Source organism: Corynebacterium sp. HMSC063A05 (assembly GCF_001809695.1).
Lineage (GTDB): Bacteria > Actinomycetota > Actinomycetes > Mycobacteriales > Mycobacteriaceae > Corynebacterium > Corynebacterium amycolatum.
The window spans coordinates 95,436-110,799 of the sequence record NZ_KV798496.1 but is presented as its reverse complement, the minus strand read 5'-3'; the positions used below and the strand labels follow the sequence as shown (position 1 = coordinate 110,799).

The following is a 15,364-nucleotide window of genomic DNA, read 5'->3' as shown; positions in this document are numbered from 1 at the left end:
CTAAACTTAGTCACCATGACTTCGTCGAATAGCTCGTCTGCAGATCGCATTTCCGTCGCCGTTATCTACGGCGGCGCAAGCCCTGAACACAGTGTCTCCTGTGTCTCAGCTGGCGCAATTATGGATCACCTGGATGAGAACCGCTTCCGAGTGGTTCCCATTGGTATTACCAAGGATGGTGTCTGGACCGTCGGCACGCGTGAGACGGACACGCTGCGCACGCAGGGGCGTACGATGCCGGAGGTCATCCCAGGCGAGGAAGTTGCGCTGAGCACCTCGCCGTCACGCCGCGGTGAGTTCCGCTATGTCACCGGTGATCGCGCCGGCGAGGTTTTCGACACTGTCGACGTCATCTTCCCTGTTCTCCACGGTCCGCACGGCGAGGATGGCACAATCCAGGGGCTCTTTGAGCTTTCCGGCATTGCTTACGTCGGCCCGGGCGTGCTCGCTTCCGCGGCGGGTATGGATAAGGAACGCACGAAGAATCTCCTGCAGGCAGCGGGGCTTCCTATCGGCAAGCAGGTCGTTTTGCACGTTGGCGAGTCGCTTTCCGACGAGGACAAGGAGACCCTTGGCCTGCCGGTGTTCGTCAAACCTGCCCGTGGAGGATCGTCGATTGGTATCTCCCGCGTCGATGATTGGGCGAATCTGGATGCGGCGGTAGAGCTGGCCCGAGAGCATGACTGGAAGGTCATCGTAGAGGCCGGTGTAGACGGTGCCGAGGTGGAGATTGGCGTGTTGCAGCGCGCTGACGGCAGCCTGCAGGTATCGGTTCCGTCCTTGCTGCGTGGCACGGAGGACTCCGACGAGGGCTTCTACGGTTTTGAGACCAAGTACTTGGATGACATCGTTTCGGCGCAGATTCCGGCTGAGCTGCCAGAGGATGTTTTGAAGGCGCTGGAGAAGGATGCTCGTCGGGCGTTCAGGGCACTGGGCTCTGATGGTCTGACTCGCGTGGACTTCTTTGTCACGGATAATGGCCCGATTATCAATGAGGTCAACACCATGCCGGGTTTCACCCCGATTTCGATGTACCCGCAGATGTTTGCGGCCTCAGGTGTTGCCTACGAGGAGCTGCTCAGCGCCCTGATTGAGCGGGCGCTGGTAGCTCGTCGATAAAAGCTGGTTCTTACTTCTCTTCGCTCGGCGAGATGTTCTCCAGGTTGTCAGCGATGACCGAGGAGAGCACCGGCATCAGAGAGCTGGCCTCCGACATTGGCATTTCAACGGCGACGAAGCGTTCACGCCCCATGGCGTACCAGGTGGCGGAGGTACCGGAGGACAGCGTTGGTTCGTTGAACCAGACAATGTCACCAACCTGTGTTAGCTGCTGCGTGGTGGTGCTGTAGCCAGCCGGCTCGTCGACACCACAGCGCAGCACCACCGGATCGGCTGGGGTACCGCCCCAAATGACCATGTCCTTCGGCATGTCAGTCGGCATTTCCGCTGCGCTCAGACGGTGACGGTTGCCGAGATCGCGGGGGAGGGCAGCTTCCAAGCCGCTACAGCGCTTATCAGCTTCCGGAGCTGCCAATTCTGCCAGCGGGACACCGCCGCGCTCCGGTTTGTTCTTGTACTCGGAATCCGGGCGCAGCGCCTCGGCGAGATCACGCAGTGCGTCGTCCGCCTTTGCATTTCCTTCGGCGGTAATCGCAACCACTGGCTCACGGCCGACGGTGAACCAAGTCGCCAAAGATTCGTCGGTACTGTCGACAACGCGCAGCCACGAAATGCCCTTGACCTCTTCGGTCTTGGCCAGTTCGTTGTACTGGCTAGGTACGTTCGCGCCACAGCGCAGCGTGATGCGGTCTTGTTCCAAGTTTCGGTACACAGCGGCACCTTCTGGAGCCGGCTCTGCAATTTCGGCGCGAACCAGACCTGCGGCGCGTTCTGGCAGTCGGTCGAGCAGTTCCGCACACTCAGGCGAGTCATTGGCGGGGAGCTCCGGGTTGGAAATCGCGACTGGTTTCGCCGCCTGACTATCCTGGTAAATCTTTGCGGCAAAAATGATGCCGAGGATAGAGATAATGGCGATAGCGAGTGCGATGCCCGCGCGTGTCCGGCTACCCTTGGACTGAACTGTTTCTCCCGATCGGGGTGCGTCTACCATGGGCCTGATTCTACGTTGTCCGGTACCAACTCCAATTGGTTGGGGGGCAATGCCGAGACGGGTTCCGTTATTAACGGTTAACCATCGACTATTAGGAATGTGACTCGACACTGTGACTGAATTGACCATTGGCGATATTGGCGAGTTTGGGGTCATTGAGGCTATTCGGGCTATCGCCCCGTCGGCACGCAATGGCGACGATGCCGCCGTCTTGACGCAGACAACCCCCAACGCCCGCTTTGTCACCTCCACTGACATGCTGGTGGAAGGGCGCCACTTCCGCCTGGACTGGTCGACACCTCAGCAAGTTGGAGCTAAGGCCGCGGTACAGAATTTCGCCGACATCGAATCGATGGGTGCACGTCCAACGGCAATGCTTTTCGCCATCTCAGCACCGTTGCATACTCCGGTGAGCGTGGTCACCGGTATCGCCGAGGGGTTGTGGCAGGAAGGCAAGCAATGTCCCGCGGAGCTCGTCGGTGGTGACATGGTCAGCGGAGATTCTCTGGTGATTTCCATCACTGCGATGGGCGAACTCGGTGGGCTGGGGCGGCCGCTGCTGCGCTCAGCGGCACGCGCGGGGGATACGGTGATTGCGTCGGGGCGCATCGGCTACTCTGCAGCGGGCCTTGCGCTGCTGCAGCACTGCGGAAGCCCGGCAAAGGTTCCAAGTGAGTTTGCGCAGCTGGTGGCAGCACACTGTACGCCCGAATTTGAATACCGCAGGGGGGCCACGGCGCGAGCCACAGGAGTGCGTTCACTGACGGACAATTCCGATGGACTGGTGGTGGATCTCCGCGCTATTGCGCAGGCCTCCAGGGTTACTTTGGAAGTTGACAGCAGTGCGATTGCGCCCGATGAGTTGCAGATTGCCGCTGGCGAATACCTCGCCGTCGATCCATGGGAGTGGGTGCTCACCGGCGGGGAGGACCACACACTGATTGGTTCGACACCGGGGGAGCCTCCGACGGGATTCCGCGCTATCGGCACGGTGTCGAAGGAAAAGTTCGATTCGGTGCTTATCGACGGCAAACCCCCTGCCCGCGATGCCGGTTGGGTTTCCTTTTAAGAGTTCGACGAGGTTTTGAGAAGAAAGGCTGCATGACATGGATCCGTTGCCGGTCGAAGAAGGGTGGCAGAAAGCGCTGGAGCCAGTGGCCGATGATATCCACCGGATGGGGCAGTTCCTGCGCGAGGAAAACGCGGCCGGCTACGGCTACCTGCCCGCGGGCACCGATGTGCTGCGCGCCTTCACTTACCCATTCGATGAGGTCAAGGTGCTCATCATCGGCCAGGACCCGTATCCGACCCCGGGGCACGCGATGGGGCTCAGCTTCTCGGTCCAACCGGATGTGAAGCCGGTGCCGCGGTCGTTGGCGAATATTTTTAAGGAGTACTCCTCCGACCTGGGGCTCCCGACTCCCTCCAACGGTGACCTCACTCCGTGGAGTAGGCAGGGCGTAGCTCTGTTCAACCGTGTGCTGACCGTGCGCCCGGGTGCTGCTGCCTCGCACCGCGGTAAGGGTTGGGAGGCAATCACGGAGCATGCCATCAAAGCATTGGTCGCTCGGGACAAGCCTCTCGTGGCAATTCTGTGGGGACGCGATGCGCAGAGTTTGCAGCGTTGGCTCCCGGGCGTGGACTGCATCTGTTCGCCGCACCCGTCACCGCTGTCGGCATCCCGTGGGTTCTTCGGGTCGCGCCCGTTCAGCCGGGCCAATGAGTCGCTGATTCGTCAGGGAGCTACCCCTATCGACTGGACGCTAGAATAGGAATTCATGTCTTCGCAGATTGGTTCTGCCGCGATTGTCGGCTGGGTTGCCCGGGGTATTGATGCGCTTCAATCCCGCCGCGATGAGATCAACAGTCTCAATGTCTTCCCAGTACCGGATTCCGATACCGGGTCGAATATGCTCGCGACGTTGAGTTCGGCGTATGAGGAAGCGCAGAAGGCAGACGCTTCCGATGTTTGCGCAGTCACCGCGGCGCTGGCTGCCGGTGCGGTGCGTGGTGCCCGCGGTAATTCGGGCACTGTGCTCTCGCAGGTTTTTCGTGCGGTGGCTGAGGCAGCTTCCGGTAGCGGCATTGGTGTTGAGTCGGTGCAGCACTCGCTAAAGCTAGCTGTACAACATGTCTCCCAGGCGATTGCCAATCCGGTGGAGGGCACGATTCTGACAGTCCTGCGTCACGCCGCGATTGTCGCGGAGGAATTTGAGGGCGACTCGATTGAGGAGCTCGCCGACACGATTGCAGATGCCGCTCGCGATGCGCTGGCGAAAACCCCCAGCCAGCTCCCGGCACTGCAGCAGGCGGGTGTAGTCGACGCCGGCGGCGCGGGGTTGGTTATTCTGCTCGACGCGCTTGCCGACGAAGTCAGCGGCCGCGCAGCCGCACCGGTCGATTTACATGTCGACGCGCCGCACGTAGCCACCGTTGAGATGGAGGTCATGTACCTGATTTCCTTGGCGGATACCCAGGCGGTGGAGACACTGCGAGAGCGGTTAAACCCGCTGGGAAACTCGCTCATCATCGCAGGTGACGCTGGTAATGCGGAGACCGCACAGTACATGGTGCATATCCACACAGTGGAGCCGGGCGCAGTTATCGAAGCGGCACTTGACTTCGGTCGTCCGGAGGGCATCCGCATCGAGGTGCTCGATGAACCGGAGACAACACCTGAGTCCACTCGCATCCTCATTGCGGTAGTGCCGGACGGTCCGCTGAAAGATCTCATCACTTCCTCTGGAGCGATTGCTATCAGCCCGACCCCCGCTCCGACTCCCACATCCACTCCAACAGATCGCGCAGCCATCGCCGACCAGGAGTTCGCTGACAATGTGGTCACCAAGGCACTGACTGCCATGCGGGGTGCGGATGAGGTAATCCTGCTGCCAAATGGTCTAGTCAGCGACCAGGAATTGGCGGATATCGAATTCGCTGCTGCCGCGGCTAATCCGACACTCGCGGTAGTTTCTACAGACTCCATTCCGGCTGGCCTCGCGGCCTTGGCCGTGCATTCGGCTGAGCTGCCGCTGGCGGTTGCCGCGTACGCGATGGGCGAGGCTGCCAATGGCACGCGAACGGCTGTAATCGCTGCGGACGTCGATAAGCCTTTGACTGACGCGCTCACAGAGATCGTCTCAGACCTGTTGGCTGGCGGCGGGGAACTAGTGACTCTGCTGCTCGGGCGCGGAGCTGAGGACGTGGACATAGAGCAAGTGCGGGCGCGGCTGGACAAGCCTGTGGAGGTCGTAGCCTATGATGCAACTGGCATCGATGAGCCGGTGCAGATAGGAATCGAGTAGCACGATGCTCGGATGGCTCGGCTCGGATTATGCGCGCACGCCCCTGAATATCGTGGTGGGTCCAAAGATTGCGAAGAAACTTCACACAGGTTTCGGTATGGAGACCGTCTCGGATGCACTGACGAATTTCCCAAAGCGCTACGTGGCGCAGGGTAAGAGCTTAGATGTGTCATTTTCCGACATTGGCGACACCATCACCACAGTCGTGGAGGTGCACAGCATCTCGCCAGCGCCCGCCTTCGCCGACCGACGCAAGCCACTGAAAATCTATGTCAGCGACGGCGTGCGCATTCTTCCGGCCGCGATTTTTGGTGCCGAATGGCTGCGCAATATGCTGCACCCCGGTGTGCGTCTGCTCATTGTTGGCACACTCAGCGAGTTCCGCAATGAGCTGCAGCTGAAAAATGTTGACTGCATGGTGCTCAAAGCCGATGGTTCGGTAGGCGCAGCCACTGGCAAGCTGGCCACACTGACGAAAACGGCCAAGGGGATTGCGGAGATGCAGCGGCTTCTCACTCGCCCTTACCTGCCCATGTACCGTGGCCGCAAAGGAGTAGCGGGTATTCACCTGGCCCTGTTCATGCAGCGCATCCTCGAATGGTTACCGCTGCAGCCAGACCCGTTGCCCGCCACACCGGAGGGACTTACCGATTTCGACTCCGCACTGCGTGGCGCACACTTTCCCTCCATCGCGGGCCCCGACATTGCGCTCACCCGGCTGAAGTACGACGAAGCGCTTGAGCTCCAACTCGCCGTTGGTGCACGTAAACGCACTCAAGAGAGCCTCACCGCTCCGGCCTGCACGGAGGTCACCGGAGGGCTTCGCGACGAGCTACGCCGACGACTGCCGTTTTCGCTTACCGACGGTCAGGTCGCGGTCGCGGCCGATATTGCGCACGACATGTCGCAGACCAGCCCTATGAACCGCCTGCTGGCAGGTGAAGTCGGCTCGGGTAAGACCGTGGTGGCCCTGCTGGGAATGCTGCAGGCAGTCGATGCCAGCCGACAGTGCGCGATGCTGGCGCCGACGGAAGTCCTGGCCCAACAGCACTACCGATCGCTGACAGCGATGCTGGAGCAAGCCGGAGTAGCAGTGACTGTGCGACTGCTGACGGGTTCGATGTCGACGAAGGAGCGCCGGGCAACCCTGTTGGAGGCAGTCAACGGGGAGGCGGACATTGTCGTCGGCACGCATGCCCTGCTCAGTGAGGGCGTGGAGTTCTTCGATCTCGGGTTGGTGGTCGTCGATGAGCAGCACCGCTTTGGTGTGCGCCAGCGCGATCAATTGCGCAGCAGGGGACGGGGCGGAATGACACCGCATCTGTTGGTGATGTCGGCAACCCCGATTCCGCGCACGGTAGCGATGACCATTTTTGGCGACCTTGCAGTTTCGCAGTTGACGGAATTGCCACGGGGACGTCAGGAGATCCAATCCTTTGTCGTACCGACGCTGGAGAAACCCCGCTGGGAGGCACGAACCTGGGAGCGCATTGGGGAAGAAGTGGCCAAGGGCAACCGCGCCTTCATTGTCTGTCCTCGTATTACCCGCGATGAGGAACAGTTCCTCGACGAGTCTGTGGAAGCGGTGTTCGACCGAGCGAGGAAGAAACTGCCCGGTGTACGTATCAGTCAGTTGCACGGCAATATGGCACCGGAGGACAAAGACCGCGTGATGCAGGCTTTTGCCGGAGGTCAGCTGGATGTGCTGGTGTCCACCACAGTTATCGAAGTCGGCGTGGATGTACCAGAGGCCACGATCATGATGATTCGCCGCGCCGAGAGCTACGGTATCTCGCAGATTCACCAGCTGCGCGGTCGCGTCGGCCGCGGTGACCGGGGTGGACTGTGTTTCCTGTGTACACACACGCATTCTCAGACACCGGAGCGTACCCGGTTGGAACGCATTGCCACCACCACCGATGGTATTCAACTGGCGGAGTTAGACCTGGCCACGCGTAGTTTTGGTGATCTACTCGGTGATGACCAATCGGGACTGGCAACTGGCCTCGGTCTGGTGGACCTCACCACCGACGGCGAGATCATCGAGCGCACCCGGCACGACGCCACGGCTCTCCTCGACAGTGATGAGAGACTTGTGGGGGAGCTCATCTCCGATATTGATGAAGAGCAGTCGAACTACTTGGACCGCTCCTAGTTAGACCTAAGTAGACTGTTGGGCATGGTAAATGTCTGTGCACCTTTTGCAGGAGTAGTCCGCTGGGAGGTCGCCGAGAAAGACTCGGTGACGACTGGCCAGGTCATTGCGGTCGTGGAGGCCGTCAAGCTAGAAGCGCCGGTTTTAGCGCCCTGCCCGGGTACGGTCGCGGAGGTGGCGGCAGATCAATTTGTGGATGTCGAAGGTGGTCAGCTGCTGGCACGAATTACGCCAGCAACTCACAGCACGATGGCACAGAACAACGGCAACGAGAACACATCGCACGAAGGGAAGTAGATGACCCGCATTATTGCAGGTGAGGCGCGCGGTCGCAGACTAGTCGCACCCAAGGGAGAGACCACTCGGCCAACCAGTGACCGCGCGAAAGAAGCCATCTTTTCATCCTGGTCCACACGCTTTGGGTTAGAGGGAACTCGCGTTCTCGACTTGTTCGCGGGCTCAGGTGCGCTCGGTTTGGAAGCGGCTTCCCGTGGCGCGCGTTCCGTCGTATTGGTGGAAAACGATCCGAACGCCATTGCCGCCATTGAAAAGAACATTCGCACCGTGGGGCATCCCGATGTGGCCGTGTCTCCGATGAAAGTGTCATCGTACCTTGCGGGCGCGCCGGGCGAGCCTTTTGACCGCGTCATCGCTGATCCTCCCTACGAGCTGGCGGGGGAGGCCGTTACAGAGATGTTGGAGGCTCTGCGCAGCTTCCTCGCGCCGGGCGCGGTAGTGACTGTGGAGCGTCACCGCGATGACGACGAGACGCAGTGGCCGGAGGGCTATGAGCAGCTCCAGCAGAAGCTGAAGCGCCGCATTCATGGATTGGCGCGCTTCGACACCGCTATCCACAACGCTTAACGTTCTTCTTTACGCTTTACGACGACCAAAGGTGGTTTGACCTCTATGACTCACGCATGCTGCCCCGGTTCCTACGATCCCATGACCTGTGGTCACCTCGATGTGATTGAGCGTGCCGCGCGCCAATTCGGTCAGTTGACCGTGTTGGTTACCCACAACCCGAATAAGCAGGGCATGTTCAACGTCGAAGAGCGCATGGACCTCATTCGGCAGTGCACGCAGCACCTGGACAATGTGCGGGTGGACTCCTGGTCGAAGCTGTTGGTGGACTACACCTCCGCGAAGGGGATTACCTGCCTGGTCAAGGGACTGCGCTCGGCAGCAGACTACGAGTATGAGGCTCCTATGGCACAGATGAATCGGCGCATGACTGGCATTGAAACTCTCTTTGTGGAGGCTGATCCGAAGTACGGTCACGTGTCGTCGACACTGATGAAGGAAGTTGTTCGGTACGGCGGTTCGGTGGAAGGCCTAGTTCCTGAGCCTGTCTTGCACGCCCTGCAGCTCAGACTGAAGTAGCATGTAAGTCATGTTTCGCGTCTTCGAATCTCTTGATGAACTGGTCCAGATCCTAGAAGAGGCACACGGCGTGCCACTGTCGGCCAATTGTATGGTCCCGCGCCAGCGTGTTCTCGAGTTGCTCGATGAACTGAGGGATGCTTTCCCGGCTGAGCTCGATGACGCGCAGGATGTCTTGGACCAGCGGGATGAGATTATCAACGATGCTGAAGCCCGGGCGAACAACACCATTTCGTCTGCGGATGAAGAAGCCCATCGTATTGTCGACGAGGCAGAGGCCCGCGCTAACCACACCGTTGAGAATGCCAATGCTCACGCGGCTGGCACCGTTGCGGCCGCTGAGGACGACGCTCGTCGTCTCCGCGAGGATGCTCAGCACGAGTACGACAACATTGTGGATCGTGCTTCTGCCGAGTCCGATCGCCTGATTCACGCTGGTAACGAATCCTACGAGCGTTCCGTTGCGGAAGGCCGTGAGGAGCAGGCTCGCCTGGTCGCTGAGTCGACGGTCGTCCGCGAGGCCAACGACGAAGCGAATCGTCTGCTGTCCGACGCACACGCGGATTCCTCTCGCCTCCGCGAAGAGTGTGACCGTTACGTTGACTCCAAGCTCGCCGAGTTTGAGCAGACCCTCCAGGAGACCCTGCGCAATGTCGGTCGCAATCGCTCTGTACTGCGTTCAGGGGCCGGTGCCGTCGGCGGTGGTGCAGGGGCGCAGAACGCGCCGTCTTCCTTCTCCGAGGGGCAGGAACGCCGCCGGTACGAGCGTTAGCGCATCTTCGGGGTAGACTGAGGTCTATCATGACTGACTCATCCCCATTTGTTCTGGACGTTTCGACATGTCTGCAGGGCGGCATGCCCGAGCAGTTCCGCAAGGTAGGCGATAGCCCAGTCCGCGTTGGTGTCGAGATGATTGGCATCGCCGCTGGCGAGGAGGTTGTCGTTGACGGCATTGTCACGAACCTCGGCAGTGGTGTCATGGTTGACGCGACTGTGACTGCCAAGGCCACCGGCGAGTGCGTGCGCTGCCTAGCCCCGCTGAATCCGGAGCTCAGCTTCCATATTTCGGCTGTCTTTTCCAACAACGAGGACTTCATCACAGGCGACGATGCCGAGGAAGAAGACGTTGAGGACGAAGTTGGTCAGATCGTCGACAATACGGTGGATATCACTCAAGCCGTCATCGATGAGGCGGGCTTGAATCTGCCCTTCAATCCGACCTGTCTGGATTTCGATTCCAGCTGTGCTGAGTCGGACTCGGAAGTGCCGGAACCAGACGGCATCTCGGGTGAAGAGGAGCGTATTGATCCGCGTTGGGCTGGCCTGGCGGAAAAGTTTGGCTCGCTCGGGGACGATAAGTAATCGACGACGACTTAGACGAAGACTTTAAAGGAGATATAACGGATGAGCCGCAAGCGTCGGCTAACCGGTGAAGCGGCTAGAAAGGCGGCCTTTGAGGCCGTCGATCACGCCCCGCTGCTGGAAAAACTCGGTGTTGAACTACCAGAGGAGTCCCTGAAGCTCGCTCTGACCCACCGCAGTTTCGCAAATGAAAATGGCATGCTGACCAATAACGAGCGTCTAGAGTTCCTGGGCGACGCCGTGCTGGGCATGTGCGTTGCTGAAGAACTCTACCGTCGCTTCCCGGACCGTGCTGAGCAGGATATTTCCAAGATGCGCGCAGGTGTCGTGAACATGTACGCGCTGGCTGACCTGGCCCGCAGTATCGGATTGGGGGAGCACATTCTCCTCGGTCGCGGTGAGAAGGCCACCGGTGGCGCGGATAAGCACTCAATTCTCGCTGACACCACCGAGGCACTGCTGGGTGCCATTTACCTGCAGCATGGCTTTGAGGTTGCCCGCGAGACCGTTCTTCGCCTGTTTAACCAGATGATTGACGATGCCCCGACGGAGTCTCGCGGTCGTGACTGGAAGACGCTGTTGCAGGAGCGCCTGGCAGCCAAGCAACTACCGGCTGCTGAGTACACCGTGCGCACCACCGGCCCCGACCATGACCTAACTTTCTACGTCGACGTGCTGGTTGACGGCGTGGTTAAGGGCAGCGGTACCGGCGCCACGAAGAAGGAAGCCGAGATGCACGCCGCGCATCAGGCGCATACTGCACTTGCATAATGCCCGAGCTTCCTGAAGTCGAGTCCGTACGCCGCGGTCTCGACGCTTACGTCGTCGGTGGCCGCATCGAGGATACTTTCGTCTACAACGCTCGTGCCGTGCGGCGCCAACCCGGTGGTGCCGCAGAGTTTATCGGTCGTACGCGCGGGCGCACGGTTATCGCTACGGATCGCCGCGGCAAGTTCATGTGGCTCACGCTTGACGACGACTCCGCAATTGCCATCCACCTGGGTATGAGCGGCCAATTGCGTGTGGAAGCTCCGTACACGCCCGATACGCTGCCCGGACGCCACACCAGGGCCGCATTTGACATAGCCCTGCCGGACGGCGCTCGGCACCTTATCAACTTCAACGATCAGCGCACCTTTGGTTGGGTCTGGGCCTGTGAAATGGTCGAATACCACGGTCGCTTTGTTCCGGAACCCGCAGCCAAGATCGCGCCCGATCTATTGGAGCCAACTGTCGATGTGGTTGCACTTGCACACCGCATGATGAAGTCGCGTTCGCCAATCAAGGCGGTATTGCTCAATCAGAACATCGTGTCCGGCATCGGCAACATTTATGCCGACGAAATGCTTTGGGCGGCGAAGGTTGATGGTCGCGTGCCGGCGTGCGACCTTTCGGTCCGTCGATTAGCGAAACTTCTGCGGGAGGGCCAAGCGGTACTTCAGCGGGCGCTAGCGGCCGGCGGCACGAGCTTTGACGCACTATATGTACATGTCAACGGCGAAAGTGGCTATTTCGAGCGGAGCTTGAACGCCTATGGCCAAGCGGGGGAGCCGTGCTCGAGGTGTGGGCGCGCAATTGTACGTCTGCCATTTGGGAATAGATCGAGTTATCTGTGTCCCACCTGTCAGCGCTAGAATTTCCTTATGAGCTTCATGGAACAAGCGACCGATTGGGTCAACGCCTGGAATGACAAGTACTGGCTGTTCATGATTCTGCTACTCAGCGGTGCAGGCCTGTACTTCTGTTGGCGGACCATTGTGGTGCAGCTCCGGTACATCCCGGAGATGTTCAAGGCAATTACCGAAAAGCCGTCTGACATCTCCGAGGGGGTCAAGGGCATCTCGGCCTTTAAGGCCTTCACAATCTCTGCTGCCTCGCGTGTCGGTACCGGTAACGTCGCAGGTGTGGCGGTGGCAATCACTACGGGTGGGCCAGGTGCCGTGTTTTGGATGTGGCTACTCGCTGCGATTGGCGGTGCTACCAGCTTCGTGGAGTCGACGCTGGCGCAGCTGTACAAGGTGCGGGATAAGGACTCTTACCGAGGAGGGCCCGCGTACTACATCACCAAGGGGCTGGGAGAGAACTGGCGCTGGATGGCGTCGCTGTTCGTCATCGCGATCACGGTGACCTACGGTTTTGTGTTCAATGCGGTGCAGTCCAACTCAATCACGGCGGCTGTGGCTGAGTCGACTGGTCAGGAAACGCCGATCTTTAAATTCTGCGTCGGCATTGTGCTGGCAATCTTGGCCGGCGTCATCATCTTCGGTGGTGTGCAGCGTATTTCGGCGGTGACACAGATCATCGTGCCGATTATGGCCGTGGCTTACATTATCCTCGGCCTGATTGTCTTGGCTCTCAACATCACCGAGGTGCCGGGCATGATCAAGCTGATTTTTGAGCACGCCTTCGGTATCCGTGAGATCGCTGGTGCCGCTGTCGGTACCGCCATGATGCAGGGTATTCGCCGTGGTCTGTTCTCCAACGAGGCCGGTATGGGTTCCACACCAAATGCGGCGGCTACGGCGTCGGTGTCGCACCCGGTCAAACAGGGCCTAATCCAGACGATGGGTGTCTACTTCGACACCTGGGTCGTCTGTACCATCACCGCAGTTATCATCCTGTTGTCCGATCCGACCTTCGGCGGCGATGCGGAGGGCACCGCGTTGACTCAGGCTGCGCTGTCGGCGCAGGTGGGTACGTGGGCCATCCACGCGGTCACGGTTATCATCTTCTTCCTCGCGTTCTCCTCGCTGGTGGGTAACTACTACTACGCCGAGGCGAATATCCCGTTCCTGTCAAAGAGCAAGGCTGTCTTGAACACCGTGCGCGTCCTGGTTATCCTGTGCGTGATTGGCGGAGCTGTCGGTTCCGTGCCGCTAGTCTGGTCGCTTGCAGATACGTTCTCCGCACTCATGGCCACCATCAATATCATCGCGATTCTGCCGCTAGGCGGTGTCGCAGTCGCCCTGTTGAAGAACTATTCCGAGCAGAAGGCCAAGGGACTTAATCCAGTATTCCACCGCGATGATCTGCCTAACCTCCGCGGTCACGACAAGATCGAGTGCTGGGATGGTTCCGACCCGATGACGGTGCGTGAGTCCGATGCCGCTTAACGACGTCCGCCTCACCGCATGGGTACACGGACGCGTTCAAGGTGTCGGTTTTCGCTGGTACACCCGCGCGACGGCACTGGAGTTGGGGTTGGTTGGTTACGCCCAGAACTATTCGGATGGTCGGGTGTTAGTTGTTGCCGAAGGGTCACGGGCAGACTGTGAGAGTTTGCTCGCTTGGCTGGAGGGGCCGAATACTCCAGGCAATGTGACGGCGGTGGTGCCCCTATGGCAGGAACCGAAGGGGGCATTTAGCACGTTTGACCGTCGTTAAGCGGGTGCTAACTGTCTTCCTCCCCCCCCCCATGTCGGTGTAGGAAACCGAAAAATTCGAATACGTTTTATCCCTCGCTCTGTGTGATTGATTTTGCGCAGTTGGCGGGGGATTTTTTCGTGTCTTGGGGTAGTTGATTGGGGCGCTAAAGAGCTCCCGGAGCGCTAGAAAAATACGCAAGTGAGAAAAAGACTACGCAAATACGGAATCAGGGTGGTTTAAGTTAATAACTACCTACTGACAGACAGGGGAGGCACAAATGACGCCTGAAGAAGTGATTGCACAGTCGGGAAACTCAGCGTGGATGCTGATCTCGGCTTCGTTGGTCTTGCTCATGACACCGGCGCTCGCGCTGTTCTATGGCGGCATGTCGCGACAGAAGTCGGTGCTCAACATGATGATGATGAGCTTTGGCGCTGTTGGCGTTGTCGGTGCCATTTACGTCCTGTGGGGCTGGTCGATGTCCTACGGGTCGCAGCCAATCGGTGGTGTATTTGCCAACCCGTTCGAGTTCTTTGGACTGCGTAACTCAATCACGGACGATGACGGCAACTATATTACGGGTGCAAACGGTTACCCGAACATCATCGACATCGGATTTCAGCTCACGTTCTGCTCTATTTCTGTAGCGCTGATTTCTGGCGCGCTGGCCGAACGCGTGAAGTTCTCCACCTGGTTGATTTTCGTCGGTATCTGGACAACGCTGGTGTACTTCCCAATGGCATACATGGTCTGGGGTGGTGGTCTGCTGAGCCACTCTGCAGAGAGCCTTTCGGCAAAACTGTTTGGGGCCGCTGACGGCGAGGCTGCCATCGCTCCAATTGACTTCGCTGGCGGTACGGTTGTGCACATTGCTGCTGGTACCGCCGCTTTGGTGCTGGCGATTATCGTCGGCAAGCGCAAGTCTATCGATGGCAGCCAGCATCGCCCGCATAACCTGCCACTCGTCATGCTGGGTGCTGCACTGCTGTGGTTCGGCTGGTTCGGCTTCAACGGCGGTTCGGCATTTGCTGCCGACGGTGTCGCTGGTCTGGCATGGCTAAATACGACCGTGGCAGCGTGCCTAGGCATGCTCGGCTGGATTTCACTCGAGCGTTTTCGTGATGGACATCCCACCTCGCTGGGTGCTGCTTCGGGGGTCATCGCAGGGCTTGTGACTATTACTCCGGCCGCAGGAGATATGAACCCGGTGACTTCAATCATTCTGGGCTATATCGGCGGTGTGCTGGCTTGCTGGGGCGTTGGTTTAAAGTACAAGTTCAACTTCGATGACACCCTGGATGTGGTTGGTCTGCATCTGGTTGCAGCCATGTGGGGAACGATTGGTGTTGGCCTGCTGGCTAACGACCGCGGACTGCTTACCGGCGGTGGCATCGACGGCCTGAAATTGTTCGCCATCCAGATCATTATTGCGGTCATCGCAGCGGTGTTCTCGGGCGTGCTGACGTACATCATTGCCCGAGTTCTGAAGGTAACCGTCGGCTGGCGTATCCACGGCGAGCAGGAACATTCTGGTATCGACGTTGCTCAGCACGGTGAGTCGGCCTACACGTCGGCCAAGCAGGCGGCTGTGTAATCCAGGCTGTGTAAATGAGGCTGTGAAAAGTAAATGAGGCTGTGAAAACAAGTGGGTCCTTGGGTTAATTCAGCTCCAGTCCACAACTG

16 protein-coding genes are annotated in these 15,364 nt (G+C 59.3%); 15 read left to right on the top strand and 1 reads right to left on the bottom strand.

The genetic code is table 11. The features are described 5' to 3' along the window. Positions 1-15 precede the first annotated feature (15 nt). Complete coding sequence (locus HMPREF2651_RS02250) at positions 16-1,119, top strand: D-alanine--D-alanine ligase family protein (RefSeq protein WP_038628611.1); 1,104 nt, start codon at positions 16-18, stop codon at positions 1,117-1,119. Between the two features lie 10 nt (positions 1,120-1,129). Here HMPREF2651_RS02250 and HMPREF2651_RS02245 read toward each other — a convergent pair whose 3' ends face one another. After that, entirely contained in the window at positions 1,130-2,110 is a 981-nt protein-coding gene (locus tag HMPREF2651_RS02245) for a DUF3515 domain-containing protein (RefSeq protein WP_049181277.1), read from the bottom strand. Between the two features lie 112 nt (positions 2,111-2,222). On the opposite strand from HMPREF2651_RS02245, the gene HMPREF2651_RS02240 reads away from it, so the two are divergent. The 14 genes from HMPREF2651_RS02240 (at position 2,223) to HMPREF2651_RS02180 (ending at position 15,275) form a co-directional block, all read left to right on the top strand. Continuing rightward, positions 2,223-3,179 carry a thiamine-phosphate kinase gene (locus HMPREF2651_RS02240; RefSeq protein ID WP_038628615.1) on the top strand — a complete coding sequence of 319 codons (957 nt, stop codon included), beginning with the start codon at positions 2,223-2,225 and terminating at the stop codon, positions 3,177-3,179. A 37-nt stretch (positions 3,180-3,216) separates the two neighbouring features. Beyond that, complete coding sequence (locus HMPREF2651_RS02235) at positions 3,217-3,882, top strand: uracil-DNA glycosylase (RefSeq protein ID WP_038628617.1); 666 nt, start codon at positions 3,217-3,219, stop codon at positions 3,880-3,882. 6 nt (positions 3,883-3,888) lie between these two features. Next, positions 3,889-5,415: a DAK2 domain-containing protein gene (locus tag HMPREF2651_RS02230; protein ID WP_049181278.1), complete on the top strand. Its 1,527-nt coding sequence runs from the start codon at positions 3,889-3,891 to the stop codon at positions 5,413-5,415. 4 nt (positions 5,416-5,419) lie between these two features. Beyond that, positions 5,420-7,570: an ATP-dependent DNA helicase RecG gene (locus HMPREF2651_RS02225; RefSeq protein ID WP_070585961.1), complete on the top strand. Its 2,151-nt coding sequence runs from the start codon at positions 5,420-5,422 to the stop codon at positions 7,568-7,570. Positions 7,571-7,594: 24 nt separating this feature from the next. Continuing rightward, positions 7,595-7,867, top strand: coding sequence for an acyl-CoA carboxylase biotin carboxyl carrier protein subunit (locus tag HMPREF2651_RS02220; RefSeq protein WP_005509454.1), 273 nt, complete (start codon positions 7,595-7,597; stop codon positions 7,865-7,867). Then, positions 7,868-8,434: a 16S rRNA (guanine(966)-N(2))-methyltransferase RsmD gene (gene rsmD / locus HMPREF2651_RS02215; protein ID WP_038628622.1), complete on the top strand. Its 567-nt coding sequence runs from the start codon at positions 7,868-7,870 to the stop codon at positions 8,432-8,434. It abuts the gene before it with no gap. 45 nt (positions 8,435-8,479) lie between these two features. Further along, complete coding sequence (gene coaD / locus HMPREF2651_RS02210) at positions 8,480-8,953, top strand: pantetheine-phosphate adenylyltransferase (protein ID WP_049181283.1); 474 nt, start codon at positions 8,480-8,482, stop codon at positions 8,951-8,953. A gap of 10 nt (positions 8,954-8,963) precedes the next feature. Further along, complete coding sequence (locus tag HMPREF2651_RS02205) at positions 8,964-9,725, top strand: SPFH domain-containing protein (protein ID WP_038628626.1); 762 nt, start codon at positions 8,964-8,966, stop codon at positions 9,723-9,725. A 29-nt stretch (positions 9,726-9,754) separates the two neighbouring features. After that, the gene (locus HMPREF2651_RS02200) at positions 9,755-10,315 is read left to right on the top strand and encodes a YceD family protein (RefSeq protein ID WP_038628628.1); all 561 of its coding nucleotides are present in this window, start codon (positions 9,755-9,757) and stop codon (positions 10,313-10,315) included. A gap of 42 nt (positions 10,316-10,357) precedes the next feature. Continuing rightward, positions 10,358-11,086 carry a ribonuclease III gene (gene rnc / locus HMPREF2651_RS02195; protein WP_038628630.1) on the top strand — a complete coding sequence of 243 codons (729 nt, stop codon included), beginning with the start codon at positions 10,358-10,360 and terminating at the stop codon, positions 11,084-11,086. Next, on the top strand, positions 11,086-11,949 hold the full coding sequence (gene mutM / locus HMPREF2651_RS02190) for a bifunctional DNA-formamidopyrimidine glycosylase/DNA-(apurinic or apyrimidinic site) lyase (protein ID WP_038628632.1): 864 nt from the start codon (positions 11,086-11,088) through the stop codon (positions 11,947-11,949). The genes rnc and mutM overlap by 1 nt, the downstream gene beginning before the upstream one ends. Before the next feature lie 18 nt (positions 11,950-11,967). Continuing rightward, positions 11,968-13,428: an alanine/glycine:cation symporter family protein gene (locus tag HMPREF2651_RS02185; RefSeq protein WP_049181285.1), complete on the top strand. Its 1,461-nt coding sequence runs from the start codon at positions 11,968-11,970 to the stop codon at positions 13,426-13,428. Continuing rightward, positions 13,418-13,699 carry an acylphosphatase gene (locus tag HMPREF2651_RS10745; protein WP_080972868.1) on the top strand — a complete coding sequence of 94 codons (282 nt, stop codon included), beginning with the start codon at positions 13,418-13,420 and terminating at the stop codon, positions 13,697-13,699. The genes HMPREF2651_RS02185 and HMPREF2651_RS10745 overlap by 11 nt, the downstream gene beginning before the upstream one ends. Before the next feature lie 259 nt (positions 13,700-13,958). Continuing rightward, the gene (locus tag HMPREF2651_RS02180) at positions 13,959-15,275 is read left to right on the top strand and encodes an ammonium transporter (protein ID WP_049181503.1); all 1,317 of its coding nucleotides are present in this window, start codon (positions 13,959-13,961) and stop codon (positions 15,273-15,275) included. Positions 15,276-15,364 lie beyond the last annotated feature (89 nt).